Origin of the sequence: Pseudoalteromonas sp. S1727 (assembly GCF_005886375.1) — a bacterium.
Lineage (GTDB): Bacteria > Pseudomonadota > Gammaproteobacteria > Enterobacterales > Alteromonadaceae > Pseudoalteromonas > Pseudoalteromonas haloplanktis.
Genome location: NZ_PNDT01000067.1, coordinates 1 through 18,721, shown reverse-complemented (window position 1 = coordinate 18,721; position 18,721 = coordinate 1). Strand labels below are relative to the sequence as shown.

Annotated in this window: 17 protein-coding genes and 2 pseudogenes; 8 read left to right on the top strand and 11 right to left on the bottom strand. The window is 40.5% G+C overall.

The genetic code is table 11. From position 1 onward, the window contains the following. The first annotated feature begins 1 nt into the window (after window position 1). Both CWB85_RS14995 and CWB85_RS14990 read left to right on the top strand, forming a co-directional pair. Window positions 2-367 (top strand): hypothetical protein, encoded by a 366-nt coding sequence (locus CWB85_RS14995; RefSeq protein ID WP_138555334.1) that lies wholly within the window; start codon window positions 2-4, stop codon window positions 365-367. Between the two features lie 64 nt (window positions 368-431). Continuing rightward, on the top strand, window positions 432-884 hold the full coding sequence (locus CWB85_RS14990) for a hypothetical protein (RefSeq protein WP_138555333.1): 453 nt from the start codon (window positions 432-434) through the stop codon (window positions 882-884). 71 nt (window positions 885-955) lie between these two features. Here CWB85_RS14990 and CWB85_RS14985 read toward each other — a convergent pair whose 3' ends face one another. The 7 genes and pseudogenes from CWB85_RS14985 to CWB85_RS14960 form a co-directional block, all read right to left on the bottom strand. Continuing rightward, complete coding sequence (locus CWB85_RS14985; protein WP_138555332.1) at window positions 956-3,526, bottom strand: M1 family metallopeptidase; 2,571 nt, start codon at window positions 3,524-3,526, stop codon at window positions 956-958. A gap of 109 nt (window positions 3,527-3,635) precedes the next feature. Further along, window positions 3,636-4,316, bottom strand: a complete 681-nt coding sequence (locus CWB85_RS14980) for a site-specific integrase (RefSeq protein WP_138555331.1) — start codon at window positions 4,314-4,316, stop codon at window positions 3,636-3,638. Window positions 4,317-4,393: 77 nt separating this feature from the next. Continuing rightward, window positions 4,394-4,744, bottom strand: coding sequence for a DUF2750 domain-containing protein (locus tag CWB85_RS14975; RefSeq protein WP_016709461.1), 351 nt, complete (start codon window positions 4,742-4,744; stop codon window positions 4,394-4,396). A gap of 16 nt (window positions 4,745-4,760) precedes the next feature. Beyond that, window positions 4,761-4,901, bottom strand: a complete 141-nt coding sequence (locus tag CWB85_RS22495) for a hypothetical protein (RefSeq protein ID WP_016709460.1) — start codon at window positions 4,899-4,901, stop codon at window positions 4,761-4,763. A 292-nt stretch (window positions 4,902-5,193) separates the two neighbouring features. Beyond that, window positions 5,194-5,598 (bottom strand): annotated as a pseudogene (locus CWB85_RS14970) (glutathione S-transferase family protein); the annotation flags it as partial. A gap of 67 nt (window positions 5,599-5,665) precedes the next feature. Beyond that, window positions 5,666-5,947: a peptidylprolyl isomerase gene (locus CWB85_RS14965; RefSeq protein ID WP_016709458.1), complete on the bottom strand. Its 282-nt coding sequence runs from the start codon at window positions 5,945-5,947 to the stop codon at window positions 5,666-5,668. Window positions 5,948-6,031: 84 nt separating this feature from the next. After that, a complete protein-coding gene (locus CWB85_RS14960) occupies window positions 6,032-6,601 on the bottom strand; it encodes a glutathione peroxidase (RefSeq protein ID WP_138555330.1) in 570 nt (189 codons plus the stop codon). A 337-nt stretch (window positions 6,602-6,938) separates the two neighbouring features. Here CWB85_RS14960 and CWB85_RS14955 point away from each other — a divergent pair, with 337 nt between their 5' ends. The 3 genes from CWB85_RS14955 (at window position 6,939) to CWB85_RS14945 (ending at window position 10,681) form a co-directional block, all read left to right on the top strand. Next, window positions 6,939-7,424 (top strand): GNAT family N-acetyltransferase, encoded by a 486-nt coding sequence (locus tag CWB85_RS14955; RefSeq protein WP_016709456.1) that lies wholly within the window; start codon window positions 6,939-6,941, stop codon window positions 7,422-7,424. An 82-nt stretch (window positions 7,425-7,506) separates the two neighbouring features. Then, on the top strand, window positions 7,507-9,462 hold the full coding sequence (locus CWB85_RS14950) for a hybrid sensor histidine kinase/response regulator (protein WP_029216203.1): 1,956 nt from the start codon (window positions 7,507-7,509) through the stop codon (window positions 9,460-9,462). Between the two features lie 88 nt (window positions 9,463-9,550). Continuing rightward, window positions 9,551-10,681, top strand: a complete 1,131-nt coding sequence (locus tag CWB85_RS14945) for a response regulator (protein WP_016709454.1) — start codon at window positions 9,551-9,553, stop codon at window positions 10,679-10,681. Between the two features lie 21 nt (window positions 10,682-10,702). Here CWB85_RS14945 and queG read toward each other — a convergent pair whose 3' ends face one another. The 4 genes from queG to CWB85_RS14925 form a co-directional block, all read right to left on the bottom strand. Then, on the bottom strand, window positions 10,703-11,836 hold the full coding sequence (queG, locus tag CWB85_RS14940) for a tRNA epoxyqueuosine(34) reductase QueG (RefSeq protein WP_138555329.1): 1,134 nt from the start codon (window positions 11,834-11,836) through the stop codon (window positions 10,703-10,705). Between the two features lie 66 nt (window positions 11,837-11,902). Continuing rightward, complete coding sequence (locus tag CWB85_RS14935) at window positions 11,903-13,120, bottom strand: methyl-accepting chemotaxis protein (RefSeq protein ID WP_138555343.1); 1,218 nt, start codon at window positions 13,118-13,120, stop codon at window positions 11,903-11,905. Window positions 13,121-13,221: 101 nt separating this feature from the next. Beyond that, on the bottom strand, window positions 13,222-13,920 hold the full coding sequence (locus tag CWB85_RS14930) for a glycerophosphodiester phosphodiesterase (protein WP_016709451.1): 699 nt from the start codon (window positions 13,918-13,920) through the stop codon (window positions 13,222-13,224). Beyond that, a complete protein-coding gene (locus CWB85_RS14925; protein WP_138555328.1) occupies window positions 13,917-14,783 on the bottom strand; it encodes a DMT family transporter in 867 nt (288 codons plus the stop codon). Before CWB85_RS14925 ends, CWB85_RS14930 begins: the two co-directional genes overlap by 4 nt. A gap of 272 nt (window positions 14,784-15,055) precedes the next feature. Between CWB85_RS14925 and CWB85_RS14920 the strand changes: the two are divergent. From CWB85_RS14920 to rlmB, 3 genes and pseudogenes are all read left to right on the top strand, one after another. Continuing rightward, window positions 15,056-15,265, top strand: a pseudogene (locus tag CWB85_RS14920) (response regulator transcription factor); the annotation flags it as partial. Between the two features lie 119 nt (window positions 15,266-15,384). Next, on the top strand, window positions 15,385-17,877 hold the full coding sequence (gene rnr / locus CWB85_RS14915; RefSeq protein WP_016709447.1) for a ribonuclease R: 2,493 nt from the start codon (window positions 15,385-15,387) through the stop codon (window positions 17,875-17,877). After that, window positions 17,874-18,620, top strand: a complete 747-nt coding sequence (gene rlmB, locus CWB85_RS14910; protein WP_016709445.1) for a 23S rRNA (guanosine(2251)-2'-O)-methyltransferase RlmB — start codon at window positions 17,874-17,876, stop codon at window positions 18,618-18,620. Before rnr ends, rlmB begins: the two co-directional genes overlap by 4 nt. Window positions 18,621-18,721 lie beyond the last annotated feature (101 nt).

The following is an 18,721-nucleotide window of genomic DNA, read 5'->3' as shown; positions in this document are numbered from 1 at the left end:
TATGTCAGCTAGCCCAGAGCAAATCAACGAGCAGTTAATTGAATTACAATGTCGTAGTAATTTTAGAATTAAAAATATTACTGAGTACATGTTGCCTAAATCAAAAGAAGCTATTTATCTGCATATAGAAGGCGGGCAAGCTAAGTTAGTACTGCGCCCGGCGCTGGAAGTGTTTAGTGATGATTTTAATAACATAGACGGTGTTAGCCGTATTGCAGGCTTTTTCCATAGTAGTGAAATGACTCGCTTCCCGACCCGCATTTTTAAAAGCACCAATCCCATTCATTACGGTATTGGTTTTAAAATGAATAGTGTTGCAGGCGCGAAAGAATTTATTACTCAGCTGGTAAAAATTATCAACGGTTAGGTTCATTTTGATTTCAGTTTGCTTGGGTATAATCGTCCCTAAAGTAAATAAATGGAATTGACTTATGCAACGCTTAATACTCGCTTCAACTGTAGCGGCGAGCTTAGCTGGTTGTGGTTTACAAGCTACTCATAGTGTACCAGCGCCTGATTATACAATTGAACATGACCAGTTCGTTAGCCAGAATGAAGTAATACCAGCAGGGTGCTTTGCACAATTGGTCACTAACCTTAATGGTGATAATACCACTGCCGCAGTGTTTATTGAGTCAGCAAATTCACGTGGCTGCAATAGTGCAAATTATCCGTATCCCGGTGGGGATGAAACACAGATAAGCTACAGTATTGAAAAAATATTACCGGATCACAATTATCAGCTAAAAGTATGTGAAACACGTGATGAAGGAAGTATAGCTGCAGTTTGTGATCAGATAGTGGTTCAGTTTACTAATTTAGACTATCAGTTGGTTGGGGGGGCTGAGCAAGTTCTGTCAATTATTAAGCGCGGTGAATGGTAAGTTTAATATTGCTAAGTTCAGGATTAGTTTAGTAATAACGGCAAACCAGTGGTTTGCCGTTTTTATAAAAATTAACGCTTTAAGAAGCTATTAACAGACGCTAACTCACGTTCTTTAAGTGAGATACAATTATTCACGCTTTCTTCAAGTTTACTTAATGTACGCGCATAACCTGGCTCGTCAGCAATTTTATCCATAAAGAAACTTTGTGTTTTTGCCAAGCTACTAGCGCTACAACCTGAGGTTGTAAAATAAGGTAAGTTAGGCACAAAGAAAGGAGGTAAATTGGCCGCTACTTTATCGTAATTTTCATATACCCAATTGATAAATAAGCTTTCACGAGGCTTACTATACATTTGACCAGACATGATAGTACGCATGTCTGATGCAGTCACATCGTCAGTTAAGCTGTAATTTAGCACCTTGGTTTGTAGTTCAGCACTGCTAAAGTAACTCATTGCGGCAAGCATTTTAGTCCTCACTTGCGGGTCTTTAGTCGTTTTAAAGGTATTTATATAGGCATCAAGTAAGTGTTGATCGCCATGAAATGCCGCTAAGTTTAAGTAAGTTGATGCCAGATATGGGTCTACTTTCTCAGGATTGTTTAAGTAAACACGCGCTTGTGCTTTAGCGGTGTTTATTACGCTTTTGTCTTCTCCGTCAAATCCTAAACGAGCTACCACTTGCGTACGTAATTGTGAAATTGCTGCGTCTTCATCAACTTTGGCCGTTAAACCATATTGCTTAGCTGCAGGCATGATGCTTTTACGAATAAACTCAGGCCACAAGTCGTGGTTGCTTTCATCTTCAAAAGTACGTTTTTGCGCTGCTAAATAGCCAAGTGCAGTGTTTGCAACACGAGGATGTTTATCACTTACGAATACTTCCAGAGTTTGCATTAAGTGGGCTGCTGAAATTACACCAGCATCTAATAATGCATCGGCGGCTGATAGCAATGCTAAGCGCTCGCGTACGGTGAGTACTTCGGCTGCATGCTCAATTAATGAAGCGAATTGTTGGTCGTCCATTACCCAGCGATAATAACCTAAAGCTCCTTGATCTGGGTAAATCCACTCTGGTTCAAATTCAAGCTTAACACTCTGGTTGGCCTTACTCAGTAATACATTAGCGGTTTTGACTTTGTCGCCTGCACCGTATTTTATTGCCACAGGTACATTCCAAAGCTGTGCCGGTGCGTCAACTCCAGCGTTGGTAAAGCGGCTTTGGTTAATGGTCAGTGTTTTACCTTGCTGAGTTACTTTAACAAGCGGAAATGAAGACTGTTCGATGAACGATTTTAATACACCAGCAACATCTTTGTTTGATGCTTTACCAAGTGCTTGCCATAAATCAGCCGCTTCTGCATTCTTATAAGAGAACTCTTTTAAATACGCCTGAATACCTTGTTGGAATGCCTTTTCACCAATCCAATTTTCAACCATGGCTAATACAGAGCTGCCTTTGCTATACGCAAGGCCTAAGCCATCCATAATATCGGCTTCGGTTTTAATTGGTTTCCGAATTGGTTTAGTACTTAAACGTGCATCGAGTGCCATTACATTATTTTGTGGTAAATCTAAATGTGATTCAAACTCAGGGTTTAATTGAGCGGTGATTTTGGCCGCCATCCAGCTCGCAAACGCTTCATTTAGCCATAAGTCATTCCACCATTTCATGGTGACTAAGTTACCATACCATTGGTGAGCAAGTTCATGAGCAATAATCGATACATTACGCTGCTTTTTACTGCGCGTAGCCGTGGCTAAATCTAGCAGTAAAATATCTTCACGGTAGGTAACTAAACCAGCATTTTCCATTGCGCCAAATGGAAACTCTGGTACAGCGACAGAATCCAGCTTTTTATAAACGTAGGGGATCCCAAAATAATCCTCAAGGGCTGCTAGCACTTTTGGCATTGCTTGCTCGGCATATTCGCTTAAATGAATTTTACCTTGCGGCGTGATCACGCGTCCTGGAATAGGCATACCTTTGACTTCACGCTCTTCAAATGGACCCACAGCCATCGCCACCAAATAGGATGGAATTGGCGGCGTTTTATCAAAATAGTGAGTGGTCATCTCACCCGTTTTTGTGGTTTTTAGTTCAGGGGTGTTGGCATACACTTTTTGTGAACTTGGCGCTGTAATCGTTAATTGAAATGGGATTTTGTAACTTGGTTCATCAAATACCGGAAATGCACGGCGGGCATCGCTCATTTCAAACTGGGTAAATAAATATGGCACACCTTGATCTAAGGTTTTATATAAGCCCACACTTTGGCGGTTATAAGGTGCGGTAAAATCAATTTTTAGGGTATACTTTCCTGGTTGGATTTGTTCAGCGCAACTGAACTTAACCTTGCCAGTTTTAAGCATTTCAGTACTTAAATCGCAGTTTTCATCCCCCAGCAACTTTGCCATTTGTGCTGCGTAGTCAACACCGTTCAGTTCGATATAGCTAGTTGGTTTTAGCACTTCAAGAGCTATTTCGGTCATACCGGAAAATGTATCTTGGGCTGGATCTAGAGTTAAAGAGACGTGTTGAGAGCTTGGTTTGGCAAGTTTTTCGATAACAAACTCATTAGCATGGGCTGAAATAACAGCAACGGCCACACTCAGAGTCAGTAAGCTTTTAATAAACATAGAGCACCTGGATTTTTCTTGTTAGAAGTTATGTACCAAAGCTTCAAAAAAGTACTTTGGCAGCGTCTTTCCTATCCTAGCAGTTTTTTATCAATGAGTAACAAATTTGTCAGACTGCGTGACGTTGCACAAAGCGGGACCAGTGGATGTGAGGGTTGATCACTCTGAGCTGCTGGGTGATCTGATTTAGTTGCGTTATATCATTAAACTCGTGCTGGTCATATTCATTAAAGCCGAGCAAATAGTTAAAGGCATCTTTATTATTTGCTTGCATAGCATAAATACGAATTTGCTGTTCAAAGTTAAGCCGTAAGCTACTGATCGCCGTTTTCATACCGAGTTGATCAATACTGGGAATATCACACTTTTGTAAGTACCCGGCACGCTCCCCTTCACCGGAGAACCAAATACGCACTTTCTCACTGTAACGACCTGATTTTGAAGGTAAGTCAAATAGTAAACGAGTGTGATTTTGTTGTTTTACTAAGGCGATATAGTCATTTAAACCGGCATCAAACAGGGCTTGATGAATAGGCACAATACGAGCCTTAATTTTACCGTGAGTATGAAAATGAAAACAAAATACATGTTGGTGTTCAACGATGTCATCCAGTTGCAAATGACCAATTTCGTCACTGTAGGCACCGCTATAATAGGCGATTAATGGCAGCCAAAAATGCCAATGTTTTGCTTGTTCACGAGGGAGGCGTTGATCACCATAAATATAGCCATGGTAAAGCGTATGTAATTCCATAGCGGAAAAAGGGCGACGACCAAGATGGGATTTCAACGTAATACCCTGAAAGTAAATATGTGCGTTAGTTTATAGCAAATAAACCAACGCAGTAAAGCAATGTTAAATAATGCTTATTCGCTTAACGCGCGTGCTAATCCAACTGGTTCGATTTCAACACAGACTTGATCGTCATTCCAGTTTAGGCCTACAAGTGCATCATCTTCTTTAAGGTCTTCAACCCAATCATCTAAAAATTCATCTAAGGTAATTTCAAGCGGACTGTAATCAGCCCATTCTTCTTTACACTGGGCCTTTGCCGTAGCTTCACTTTCCCATAATAGCAGTACATCGGTGTTTTCAAATTGGTTAGAATCACAAACCACAAAACCGCCATCTTCAGCACCGAGTGCCCATAGTTTTTCACTTAGGCGTACTTTTTCTACAAAACTAACTAGTTCTGATTCTATTTCGATATCACTCATGTGTTTACCCTTAATATTAAATTCGAGGATTAGTTTGCTGTGCGACAGTATGTTGACTGTATGAACGGTGAAACTCAATTAAGTTACTAAATAGAGTCAGATCAACCAGCTCACGAAAGCAAATCCAATCAAGTAAGCAGTATAAACTGATGTGCATACCCAAACCACCTCAAAATGTAAGTTTCAGTTGGAATTAAAAGTGATTTAGGCAAGGCATTGATTGCAAGTAATAGTAGATCTATTGTTAAAATCAATAACGCAGTATAAATCGCTTTTAAACCAACCCGTTGGGCGTTTCACAGGCACTTACTCTCAGCGTTGTTACTTTTTAAAAGGGACATTCTTGCAAAGTAACGCCTTGATATTAAGCACCTGTGAAACGCTGAATTCTGCATCTTGGGGTGGTTTGGGTATAATTATTCACAGCTTTTAAATTCATGATCAGTTCAATGACTATTTAAATAGCTTAATGTTTCAGCAATGCGTTCGTTTTGGAGATTAAAAAATAATTTATCTTGTGTGGAATCAAAGCCAGAGCGTTGGCACAATAACAGTTCAACCCGCGAATCATTGCAGCCATTAATAGTGCTAAGTAAGTGCTCCTGTTGCCAGCTAAGGCGAGGGTGAGCATGCTGCTCAAGTAAAAAACGGATAATGTTATTCGAATCAGCAAGTGTGTGCTGCTTGGTGATTAGCACCGGAATTTTACGGGCAGGGTTGTTTTTGATCATTAATTAGCGATCGTGCTCAGCGAAAATATTGAGATTGATAAACCCCAATTCGCAGTTATTTAACAATGCCCAAATACGAATGCGGCGTACAAATGGTGAGGTTGTTGAGCCTAATAACTGCATATGCTTACCTGTGACATAAAAATAAAGCCGCAGAGGCGGCTTTATTCACATTAGTTGAAAACTAACATTATTCTGAGCGGCTGGTTACTTCAAGTAAGTGGTAGCCAAACTGAGTTTGCACAGGGCCTTGTACCTGATTTATTGGTGCAGAAAAGACCACTTTATCAAATTCAGGAACCATCATACCTGGGCCAAATTCACCTAGCGCACCACCATCTTGGCCAGAAGGGCAGTTAGAATGTGCTTTTGCTAATTCAGCAAAGTCTTCACCTTGCTCAATCTTGCTTTTTAAATCTAAGCACTGCGCTTCGCTGTCTACTAATATGTGTCTTGCACTTGCCACTGTCATAAAATCTCCCGTTTAAAATGGTGTTTTTTTAATCAAACCTGTGGTTATTCTAGTCTAATACTATCGTCTTGTACCAGTATTTATTTAAATATCTGAAATTGCTTGTTCAACGGCTTTCACCATTGCCTCTGAATTTGGTTTAGCTTTGCTATTAAAACGTATGATCTGTTTACGATCTGCAGAGACAAGGTATTTGTAAAAGTTCCAATTTGGTGAACTGGTCTGGGCATTCAAATGCTTAAAAATAGGGTTGGCGTTACTCCCGCGTACTTCGCTGGTTGCAAACATTGGAAACGTAACCCCATAATTGATAAAGCACACTTTTGCAGTGTCTTTTTCATCGTCTTCTTCTTGAAAGAAATCATCTGATGGAAACCCCAAGATCACTAAACCTTGCTCTTGGTATTTTTGATACAGCGCCTCTAACCCTTCAAACTGTGGAGTAAAGCCGCAGTTGCTAGCAGTATTAACGATTAATAGTGGTTTGTTTTTAAACTGGCATAGATTAATGCTCTCTTTAGAGCGTAATTTACGCATATTGACATTGGTAAAGTCATCACACTGTGCTGAGGCTTCTAATGTCGCTGGAGTGGTTGCGGCATTTAGGTAGATGCTACTAAATAATGCGGTACAGAATAATAATTTTTTAAACATAGTGATTCCTAGCTGGTGGTTATATACCCGAACCACCTCAAGATACACGTTTCAGTTGGAATTAAAAGCGACTTAGGCAAGGCATTGATTGCAAAGAATGGTTGTTCCCTTGTTAAAATCAATAACGCAGTATAAATCGCTTTTAAACCAACCCATTGGGCGTTTCACAGGTACTTACTCTCAGTGTTGTTACTTTTTAAAAGGGACTGCCATTATTGCAAAGTAACGCCTTGATATTAAGCCCCTGTGGAAACGCTGAATTCTGCATCTTGAGGTGGTTTGGGTATAGCTGATACGTTATTATCAACATTACTGATCAATAACCATAACAAACTTAATGACAACTCGATTAGCGACTAGCAATGATTTACCGGCCATCGTTGCAATTTATAATGAAACCATTGCCAGCAGAATGGTTACCGCTGACACCGAAGAGGTGACAGTAGCACAAAGACAAAGCTGGTTTGATAGCCATACGCAACTTCGGCCAATATATGTGTATGAGCAAGATGAAAAAGTGGTTGCATGGCTCAGCTATAAATCGTTTTATGGCAGACCCGCTTATGACGGCACTGTTGAGATCAGTATTTATATTACTGGCCGCGCACAAGGGCAAGGGCTTGGTAAGTATTTACTCGAATTTGCACAGACGCAGGCTAAGCAGTTAAATATTAAAGTGTTACTAGCATTTATATTTAGTCACAATATTCCCAGCATTAAACTGTTTGCGGCCTTTGAGTATCAACAATGGGGAGAACTCCCCAACGTTGCTATTATGGATGGTAATCACTACAGCTTAACCATATTAGGCAAGCATATTTAAGAAAATGACCTTTTTGATTATGTGAATACAGAAAATTTAGGCTACGCTTTCATCAGGTTAAGTGGGTGAAAGTGTGGTCAAAATAGTGCGAAAAATATTAATCGTTGATAGCAGTAGTGTTTTAGCTATGCGAATAAAAGTATTGCTAGAATTAATTGGCTGCGAAGTTGAATTAATCCATTTTTCAATGTTAAAAGAGTGCCCCGCGTTGAGTTCTTACGATCTCGTGGCTATAGCACATGGCGTGCCAGTAGCTACTGCAAGTTTATTAATTGCAGAGATCAAAGTCGAGCACGTGGTACTTCTTGCACCAAAAGTTGAAAACAACGAGCAACTGTCTTTATTCAGTGAACTTAACCGGTTGGTGCCAAATGCGATTGTCATTTATCCCTTCTTCTCAAATAAAGAAATTAGCAGCTTATTAGAGCAAGCTCTAGAGCTTGGCACTGATACTACGTTGCAATTACCGACAGTATTACTGGTTGATCATATTCCTGAGCGGCTTGAAAAAGTAGCGAATAGCTTGTTAGGCGCTCATATCAAAACTATTACCGCTAACAGTATTAGCGCTGCAATTAGCCAAGCACAAGGGCATGATATTGATTTGCTATTGAGTGACTTTAGTTTACCTGATGGCTCCGGTATTGATGTATTTGTCACCCTCAAAGCACATTACCCACAATGCCGTTGCTTGCTTTTTACTTCAAAGCCAAATCAAGTTTCTATGATTGAAGCGATCCGCCAAGGTGTTGAAGACGTGTTAATAAAGCCAATTAATGAAAATATGCTACTGCAATCTGTACATAAACTCTGGCAAACGGAATTATTAAAACGTCATAACATTGAATTGGTTGAGCGCTTACAAGATACCGTTGATGCACTCATCGAAAAAGATAGTCTACTGCGAGTTATTTATAAACATACCCCAGATCCTATCATGCTATTTGCAAGAAATGGTGAAGTCATTGAAGCAAATGACGCCTGCTCTAAACTTTTTCGACTTTCAGCAAAAGAGCTTCAGAGCTGCTCTGTGTTTACTTTATTAGATGAAACATCAGCAGAAAAAATTAAGGATAAAGTGGTCACTTTAAATCAAAATCGGCAATTTAGCTGTGACGTGCATCTACCTTTGGAAGCCGGTGAAGGCATCCCTTTGGTTGGCTCGTTTAATGAGATTGATCATCATGGTGAAATTGCGCTGGCTGTTATTTTTAAAAACGTTACTCATCTAAAACACAAAGAAGATCTCTTACTAGAAGCGAAAGATATGCTGGAAGAGCAAGTCAGAGCACGTACCTCGCAATTGGAACATGCTAAAAATGTTGCTGAAGCGGCTAATCATAGTAAGTCAGAGTTTCTTGCCAATATGTCTCATGAATTGCGTACCCCAATGCATTCAATCTTAAGTTTTGCTCGCTTTGGTTTAGATAAGCTTAGCAAAGGGGATATTGCGGTGGAAAAGTTACAAAAATACTTATCACGTATTGAGTGCAGTGGTGAAAGATTACTTTCATTACTTAATAATTTGCTCGACTTATCAAAATTAGATGTGGGCAAATTTCCCTTTAATCCGCGTCCGCATAATCTAACGAACATAATTAAAACCAGTATTGATGACGTCTCTGGTACTGCGATGGAAAAAGAGATAGACATTCAGTTTGTGCCACCAAGCTCGCCTGTCATGATTGACTGTGATGAAGAGCAAATAAATCAGTTATTACGAAATATATTAGGCAATGCATTGAAATTTAGTGAACCACGTAGCTGCGTTGAAGTGGTTTTAACGACTAATCAACAAGCGCAAGCTGTTATTGAAGTCATCGACAGTGGTATTGGTATACCTGACGATGAGCTTGAGCATGTGTTTAGCAAGTTTGTACAAAGCAGTAAAACGAATAGCGGTGCTGGGGGAACTGGCTTAGGTTTAGCGTTATGTCGAGAGTTTGTTTCGCTACATAAAGGGGCGATATCAGCGCATAACAATAGTTCAGGTGGGACTACAATTAATATCAATTTGCCATTAGAGGTAAAACTTTAGTCAAACATAAATAAATTACTTGTTCGTACTGGTAAGTGCCTTTTTTACGACTAAACTATTAATGTTAATTAAGAAATGGACGACAATTATGGCTTTGACAAGAATATTGGCGGTTGATGACGAACCTTTTAATTTAGAAATTATTGAAGAGATATTACTCGATTTGGATTTTGAATTAAAAATGGTAGGCAGCGGCTTTGAATGTTTGAGTGTGGTAGAAGACTTTGCACCGCAAGTTATTTTACTTGATGTGAGCATGCCGCAAATGAACGGCTATGAAGTATGTAGAAAACTGAAAGCGAATCCTAGCACAGCTCATATCATTGTTATGTTTGTTTCAGCTCGAGGCACTGTTGAAGAGCGTATGGAAGGTTATGCGGTAGGAGCCGAAGACTATATTGTTAAACCGTTTGGCCACGATGAATTAAAATCAAAGCTGAACATTCTTAATCAAGTATTAATTGAAAAAGAGTCGCTAGAACAGCAGGTTGAAGATGCAACCTCAACCGCTTTTAATGCTATGGCAAATAGCTGTGAGATGGGATTAATCGTTAATTATATTGAAAGCATAGGTATGATTAACAATACTAAGGCGCTTGGTGAGGCTTTAGTCAATTGCTTAAAGTCGTTTGATTTACAAAGTAATGTTGAGTTTAGAACGATTCCTGATGCTCCTGAGCATTTTTCTCTAACAGGTGTGTGCTCGCCAATTGTAATTGAATTGTTTGATATGCTTAAACATAAAGGGCGATTGCATGAATTTTCTCATCGCATATTGGTTAATTATGAATTAATTAGTTTATTGATTTTAAATATGCCAGATCATGATCCTGATAAGCATGGACGAATTCGTGATCATGTTTGTTTTATTGTTAGTGTGACCGAGCAACAGCTGCGAGCAATTATGATCCGTGCAGCTTTAGAGTTGCAACAAACTAAACTAAATAATGCCATAACGATGGTTAATAGTAAGTTTCATGGCTTAATTGATTTGCTGAATGAAAATCGTAAGAATAGTGAAGCGGTTTTTAAACGCTTACAAGAAGAACTGGAAGATAAGATCCCATCAATGGGATTAGATGAAGATCAGGAAATTTTTATTTATCAAAAGGTCGATCAAACTATCCAGAACTCAGTTGCCCGAGAAGAGTCTGTTAAGGAGGTGAAGGCTGCTTTTCATGAAATAGAGCAAGATCTATCAACTTTACTAAGTAAGTAAATTTACTCGCGATAATTGACTTTATGCGTCTCGTGGTAAGCCTTTTTCTACAATACGTATTAAACGGGCGGTTTTGCGTAATAACTTATCATGCTTAGCGCGTTGTTGCGCAAGCGCCCAATCGATATGCTCGATGACCATAGCACTCGATTGTGTGCGAATAACATTGAGTGTATCAACAATGCTTTGGCTAAATGCTGCATTTCCTAATCCCACCGCAATATTGCGACGCCAGCGCTGATGGCCAATGCGACGAATTGGGCTGCCTTCGGTATTCTTTAAAAAAGTGGCTTCGTCCCAACTAAATAGCTCGAGTAGATCTTTATCTTTTAACTGCTTGCGTGGGTGAAAATCTGCTTCATCTGTGATTTGCCCATAGCGATTCCACGGACAAACGAGTTGGCAGTCATCACAACCATAAATACGATTACCAAGTAGTGGCCGATATTGTTCAGGTATAGAGCCTTGTAGCTCAATGGTTAAGTAAGAGATGCATTTACGCGCATCAACCACATAAGGCTCAACAATGGCACCAGTTGGACATAAGGTAATACACGCAACGCATTTCCCACAACCTTCAAACTCATTTGGTTTATCAATGGGTAGTGGAATATCAACAAATAGCTCCCCTAAAAAAAACCAAGAGCCAGCTTCTTGATTAATCAATAAGCTGTGTTTGCCTTGCCAGCCTAGCCCTGCTTTTTCAGCCAGTTGTCGCTCAAGTACCGGCGCTGAATCAACAAAAGGGCGAAATCCCAATTGATCAACATGCTGCTCAATTTTTTGACCAAGCTGCTTGATGCGATTGCGCATCAGTTTGTGGTAATCACGGCCAAGGGCATAGCGACTAATATAGGCTTTATTAGTATCTTTGAGGGTTTTAGCAAAGCTTGCATCGGGGGGCAGGTAATTCATTTTTACCGAAATAACTCGTACAGTGCCTGGTACGAGTTCAGCGGGGCGCGCACGCTTCATACCATGGGCGGCCATGTATTCCATCTCACCGTGATAGCCTAAATCAAGCCAACGTTGTAGTTGTGCTTCATGTTTGCTCAGATCAATATCAGTGATTCCGACTTCACTAAAGCCAAGTTCTAAACCCCACTTTTTTATATCTAAAGCAAGTTGTTTGTAATCAGAAGTTAGGTTAGTCACACGGGCACATCATGGTTAAAAGTCGCTGCGTAATTTAGCATATTACGCAATTAAGATCACGATAGGTTATACAAAGCGCTGTAATTGCTGCTGTGTTTTTTCGCTTAACCGCTGAGACTGTTGGCAGTCAGTAACGGCGATATCGATTTGTGATTTGGCTTGACTGCCCAATGCAACGATTTGCTCAACTGATTGGTGGGTTTGGTTTTGTGTTTGCTCAAGTAGATGCACGGCATGCACAATTTGCTGCAATTGTTGTTGGTTCTGCTCAAACTCAATTAACCGCTCCGTGAAACCATGGGAGGTATTGCTGATAGTGGCTTCTGCATTGTGTGAATAATTAACGAGTTGTTCTGATTCTTTATTTGTTTGGTTGACTAAGGAATCCATTTGATTGATGAAATCGCTGATCTGGCGAGTTGCATCGCTTACTTTAACTGATAATGTTCTTACTTCATCGGCAACAACAGCAAAACCACGACCCGCTTCACCAGCGCGAGCAGCTTCTATGGCTGCATTTAGAGCCAGCAAATTCGTTTGATCTGAAAATTCTTCGACCATTTTTAGGATGCTGCGAATATTGTCACTGTTTTGTTTCAAACCTAAGATTGTTTCTGAAAAACTGCTTAACACATGACTAATCGACTTAACTTGGCTAACGAGTTCAGTTAGTTGCTGTGCCGAGTGAGTTACAAAGTTTACATGCTCACTATTTACTTGATGGACACTGTCGGTGTTACTCACAATGCTTTGCAAACTATCGGTTATTTGATTGCTGGCAGCGGTGATTGTTTGGCTAAAGTCGATTTGTTGTTCGCTTAATTGTGCAGTGTGTTGCATTGATACGGTCACTTGATTATTACTCTGTGCACTGGCTTGGGCACTTTGATAAATAGTGCCTAATAACTGACTCAAATGCTCCGTAAAAATATTGTATTGCTGACTAACGTCGCGAAACTCATCAAAAGTAAATTGAGGTAATTTTGCAGCTAGATTGGCATCTTCGTGATTTATTTTAACTAATGTATCGCGCATAGCTTGCACAGGACGCACAATTAGAAAGCGCATATAAAAAATGGTGAAGGCAAAGCCGCTAATAATGATAAAGGTTAGAACCCAAAAAATCCCAGTGTTGGCGCCTTGCTCATTAAGGCTTTGATATAACCAAATTAGGGTAACGGCTTGAAAAGCGAAAACAAAGCTCAGGTTACCAATGATTTTTCGCGTTAAAGTAAAAAATAAGCTTTGTTCAATAAAGTTATAAATACGCATATACCCACTCATTAGTCGCCCGCTTGGCTGTTGCATCTGTTTTTACTCAGTATCGTTCAAATTCACTTTAATTCAAGAATATAGGACGAACTGTAGTATCTTATACAGTAGGCTCAAAGTGAGTTTAAAATCATTTTAGTGTTACAAGGGTAGTTGGTAAAAATACCCTCTACGCCATAATTAAGCATTAATTCTATATCTTCCTGTTTATCAACTGTGTATGCATAAACTTGTAAACCACGTTGCTTAGCGTCAGCAACAAACTCATGATTAATGAAGTTTTTATCAATATGAATACTTGAAGCATGTAAACGTTGTGCGAACTCTGCATAGTTGATTGGAATAGAGGCTGTTAAAGCGCCAATTTTGACCCATGGTAACTTTTGTTTTAACCACATGAGTTGATGGTGATCAAATGAAGAGACTAAAAGGTTCTCCCGCGACAGTTTGTTAACTGCAATATTTGCTTCAATCAACTCAACAAACTTATCCAGCGAAAAGGTGTGTTTTAATTCAAGGTTCAATAATGTTTTATTACCAACCCAGTCAATGGTTTGCTGTAAAGTAGGGACGCACTCGTTATTACCAGCATCAAAACATTGAATTTGCTCTCGAGTAAGTTTATTGACTTTACCGCGGCCGCTGGTGGTGCGATCTAACCACGTATCGTGGATAATCATGTAATCATCTAAACAACTTTGCACATCAACTTCAATCCCATCAACTTCTATATCAACAGCAGCTAAAATCGCACTTTGAGTATTTTCAGGGTACGTACCGCTGGCGCCGCGATGAGCAAAAACTTTTATCATAATGTGTGTTTCCGAGTAACTGACCATGTTTCATACAATGCTGCACTGATCACCATAGTACCACCCAGTAAGGTTAGCAGTGAAGGTTGTTCATGCAACAATAAAAATGCTAAAAATGTGCCATACAGAGGCTGCAAACAAGAAATAAGCCCCGCAGTCGATGCGGATAAATATTGTAAACTTGCCGCAAATAAAGAATGCGGAGTTGCAGTAAATATAACTCCTGCAACGAGTAACAGGCCCAAGTCACGGGTGGATACATTAAGCACTGGTACTTCTACAAAAGTAGCTAATAAAATACTTGCCACTAACGTTTGATAAAACATGGTTTGTGGCCCGCCATACTGGCTAAAATAGCGTTTGTGAACAATATTTCTAAACGCGAAAAAAAACGCCGAAACCACCCCAGTTATCACCCCTAAAGTGATGTCATTACCCATATTTGCATTGGGGATCAGTAAATAGATCCCAGTTATTACTACACACGCACTGAGCAAATCGTTTACTTTAGGTTTTTTGCCATTAAAAAAAGGTTCAATAAAAACGGTTATTACTGGGTAGGTAAAAAACGCAATCATACCCACTGCAATGCCAGCCATTTGCATACCAGCAAAATAGGTTACCCAGTGTATGCCGACAGTCGCCCCTAAAAATAGCGCAATGAGGTAATCTTTCCTGCTATTGAGTTTAATTGCTTTCTTTTGCCATAGCAGTAAAAGCAAAATAGCTACACCTGCAATGGCGGCACGATATACCGTAATATCTAGTGCATTTAAGTTAATTAGCTTGGCAAATAATGCTGTACCACCAAACAGTAATACGGCGATGTGGAGATAAATTAAACTTTGCTGCTGAGCTTGCATCTAGACCTCTTTTAGACTGGTAAATACTAACATTTCAGATGTTATAAACAGGCTTGTTTTTGTAGCATTTTGTATCTTTATTAATGACAAAAGTCAGTTTTATTGATGACAATTTACACTACACTAAGCCAGCTTTAAAAGAGATAGTTAACATATTAAGTTGACTTGAGGTTGGTTATGAATATTGCAGCATGGGTAAGTTTTACATTTTTATCTTACGCCTTAAAGTCATTACCGCTTGGTGTGGGCTATAGTGCAAAGCAATTAGAGCAAACGCATTAGCTGATGGTGATCCCTTGTCACCGAAAGAGCGCAAAGCATTACAATTAGCGGGTGAAGGCTTGAAAACCGTTGATATCGCCGCTAAATTATATTTAAGCGAGGGCACGGTGCGTAATTATCTATCCGATGCGATTGCCAAACTCAATGCCAGTAACCGAGTCGATGCGGCACGTATAGCTAAACAAAAGGGCTGGTTATAGGCTTTTTTAGTCGATTTAAAGTAACTAAATTGGCTTTCTTAAAAGTTTCATAGCTTTTGCCTGTCTCATTGATCGGTTATGGGTTAAAATAACATCATAACCAATTAACAAGATAGTGAATGTCAAACCAAGATCCTAATCTCAGTCGAGAACAAGAAAAGTACGAAAACCCTGTCCCAAGTCGTGAGTTTATACTTACTCACCTAAAAGAGTGCGCTAAACCAGCTAACTTCCATCAGTTATGTGAAGAGTTGGCTGTAAACGATGATGAGCGCCAAATTGCGTTTAAGCGTCGCTTACGTGCTATGGAGCGTGATGGTCAACTATTCTTTAATAAATTTAAATGTTACGCCTTAATTGATGAAGCAGGGCTTGTTAAAGGTAAAGTAATAGGTCACCGCGACGGGTTTGGCTTTTTAGAAGTCGAAGGCGAAAGTAAAGACTGGTTTATTGCCAAGCATCAAATGAATATGGTGCTCCATGGCGACATCGTCTTGGCTAAAGGTAGCAAACGCGGCTCAGGTGGTAAATGCGATGCGCGCATCATTAAAGTATTGCCTAATGAACGTGCCCCCATTGTTGGCCGTTACTTTGTTGAACATGGTATTGCTGTTGTTGTCGCGGAAGATCCGCGTATTACACAAGATATTATAATTTTGCCTGGTAGTGAAAATGGCGCTCGGCATAACCAAATGGTGCAAGTGCAAATTACTCAAAACCCTAGCCGTAATATGAATGCGGTGGGAAAAATTATCGATGTATTGGGTGAACATTTAGCACCGGGTATGGAAATCGAAGTAGCACTGCGTAATCATGATATTCCTCATGTTTGGCCTGAAGCGGTTGAGAAGCAGGTTGAGCATTTAGGTGAGTTTGTCGAAGAAGCCGACAAGCAAAACCGAGTCGATTTGCGCGATTTACCCCTAGTGACGATTGATGGCGAGGATGCTCGCGATTTTGATGATGCCGTGTACTGTGAGCCTGTTGAATCGGGTGGGTGGCGTTTGTGGGTTGCGATTGCAGATGTATCGCATTATGTAGGAATGAATACTCCTCTCAATGCCGAGGCAATCCAGCGCGGTAACTCAGTGTATTTCCCTGAGCAAGTTATTCCTATGTTGCCAAAAGTTTTATCCAATGGCTTATGTTCATTAAACCCAAAAGTTGACCGTTTATGTATGGTCGCAGAAATGCTGGTATCAGCTGAAGGCAAACTATCAGGTTACCGTTTTTATGAAGCGGTGATGAACTCACACGCGCGTTTAACCTACACCAAAGTAAATGCCATTTTACAAAACGATGAAAAACTACGTACTGAATACGCAGCCGTCGTGCCTCATTTAACTGATTTACAGCAAATGTATATGGCATTAAAGGCAGCTCGCCAAGAGCGTGGCGCGATTGAATTTGAAACCCTCGAGACCCGCTTTGTTTTTAACGCCCAGCGCAAGATAGAGTCTATCGTGCCAGTAGTACGTAATGATGCGCATAAGCTGATTGAAGAGTGTATGATTCTGGCTAATGTATCAGCGGCTAAAATGCTTGAAAAACATGAGGCGAGCGCACTCTATCGTGTGCATGCGGAACCTGATGGTGAAAAACTGGGGAACTTTAGACAGTTTTTATCAGAGTTGGGTATCGAATCTACCCTGAGTGACGAGCCAACACCAAAAGAGATCACTCACGTATTAGCTAAACTTGGCGATCGCCCTGATGCTGAATTGATCCAAACTATGTTACTGCGCTCAATGAAGCAAGCTGTTTATCAGGCCGAAAATATTGGTCACTTTGGTTTGTCATTGGATGAATACGCGCATTTTACTTCACCTATTCGTCGCTACCCTGATTTAGTGGTACATCGCGCGATTAAAGGTATTTTAAAAGCGCAGGGCATGGTGACATCGGGTGCTTATGTCTACAGTGATGAAGAAGTTGCACAACTAGGTGAGCAGTGCTCAAACACTGAGCGTCGTGCCGATGATGCAACGCGTGAAGTGGCCGATTGGCTCAAGTGCGAATACATGCAAGATCATGTGGGCGACGAGTTCGAGGGAGTGATCTCTTCGGTGACTAACTTTGGTCTGTTTATTCGCTTAGCTGATTTGCAAATTGATGGTTTAATTCATGTCACGAATCTCGGCGATGAGTACTTTCAGCATGATGGCGCGAAGCATTGCTTAATTGGTGAACATTCTCGTAAGGTTTATCGTTTAGGCGATAAAGTGACGGTTCAGGTTGCGTCAGTAAGCTTAGATGAGCGCCGCATTAACTTAACCCTTGACGGTAATGGCGAGCAAGATAGATACGCGCGCCGTCGTGGTGATGCAAAAGGACATCGCCCAGCAAGTGTTCGTTCGCAATTAAAACGTGGCAAAATACCAGGTAAAAAAGCGGATGAAACCGCCACTTCTGAGCGTAAAGGCGGTGCTGAGCAGAGAAAACCAAAGCCAAAAAAAAGCAGTGCCAGTAGAGGCAAAAAGAAGCCCGCAGGGAAGTCAGCTGCAGCAACGACTACAACAGCAAAAAAACCGAAGAAAAAGGCAGTTAAAAAGCCAAAGAGACCCGGCAAAAATGCCCGTAAAAGTACTAGCTCAGGAGCAAAGAATACGTGAGTAATGAATTAATTTATGGCTTTCACTCAGTTGAAGCGATTTTAGCAAGTGAACCCGAGCGTTTTATTGAAATTTATGCTCTTAAAGGGCGCGATGATAAACGCTTATCTCCGGTTATTGAGGAAGCGCGTAAATTTGGTATATCAGTACAATTTATGCAGCGTAAAGCGCTTGATAACAAAGCAAAGGGTGAGCAGCATCAAGGTATTATCGCAAACGTTAAAGCGGCACCTACGTTTAATGAAAAAGATTTGGATGTTATTATTGCTCGCGAAGACACGCCATTTCTATTGGTGTTAGATGGTATTACAGATCCACATAATTTGGGGGCTTGCTTACGTAGCGCTGATGCAGCTGGCGTTCACGCTATCATTGTACCAAAAGACAAATCTGCTAAATTAAATGGTACTGCACGTAAAGTAGCCTGTGGCGCAGCTGAAACAGTACCGCTGATCCAGGTTACAAACCTTGCGCGTACTCTGCGTGAAATTAAAGACGCAGGCGTGTGGGTAGTTGGCACTGCTGGCGAAACAGATACTCATGTATTCGATGCTAATCTAACCGGCCCAATGGCAATTGTAATGGGCGCAGAAGGCGAGGGCATGCGCCGCTTAACCCGTGAACACTGTGATGTGCTCGTTAAAATTCCAATGGCCGGCACCGTATCAAGTTTAAATGTTTCGGTAGCAACGGGCATTTGTTTGTTTGAAGTACTACGCCAGAGAAACGCAACACAAGCTTAAGAAGTTTTAAGCTTGTAGCCGTCAGCCGTCAGTTTAAGATCAAGTAACTTATTGACACGTAAGTTAATACGAGCAAAATCTCTAGCTGATAGCTGATAGCT

Coding starts and splice junctions, on each gene's coding strand:
- CWB85_RS14995 (WP_138555334.1), top strand. CDS start 2: ATGTCAGCTAGCCCAGAGCAAATCAACGAGCAGTTAATTGAATTACAA.
- CWB85_RS14990 (WP_138555333.1), top strand. CDS start 432: ATGCAACGCTTAATACTCGCTTCAACTGTAGCGGCGAGCTTAGCTGGT.
- CWB85_RS14985 (WP_138555332.1), bottom strand. CDS start 3,526: ATGTTTATTAAAAGCTTACTGACTCTGAGTGTGGCCGTTGCTGTTATT.
- CWB85_RS14975 (WP_016709461.1), bottom strand. CDS start 4,744: ATGAGTGATATCGAAATAGAATCAGAACTAGTTAGTTTTGTAGAAAAA.
- CWB85_RS22495 (WP_016709460.1), bottom strand. CDS start 4,901: ATGCACATCAGTTTATACTGCTTACTTGATTGGATTTGCTTTCGTGAG.
- CWB85_RS14965 (WP_016709458.1), bottom strand. CDS start 5,947: ATGACAGTGGCAAGTGCAAGACACATATTAGTAGACAGCGAAGCGCAG.
- CWB85_RS14960 (WP_138555330.1), bottom strand. CDS start 6,601: ATGTTTAAAAAATTATTATTCTGTACCGCATTATTTAGTAGCATCTAC.
- CWB85_RS14955 (WP_016709456.1), top strand. CDS start 6,939: ATGACAACTCGATTAGCGACTAGCAATGATTTACCGGCCATCGTTGCA.
- CWB85_RS14945 (WP_016709454.1), top strand. CDS start 9,551: ATGGCTTTGACAAGAATATTGGCGGTTGATGACGAACCTTTTAATTTA.
- CWB85_RS14935 (WP_138555343.1), bottom strand. CDS start 13,120: ATGAGTGGGTATATGCGTATTTATAACTTTATTGAACAAAGCTTATTT.
- CWB85_RS14930 (WP_016709451.1), bottom strand. CDS start 13,920: ATGATAAAAGTTTTTGCTCATCGCGGCGCCAGCGGTACGTACCCTGAA.
- CWB85_RS14925 (WP_138555328.1), bottom strand. CDS start 14,783: ATGCAAGCTCAGCAGCAAAGTTTAATTTATCTCCACATCGCCGTATTA.
- rnr (WP_016709447.1), top strand. CDS start 15,385: ATGTCAAACCAAGATCCTAATCTCAGTCGAGAACAAGAAAAGTACGAA.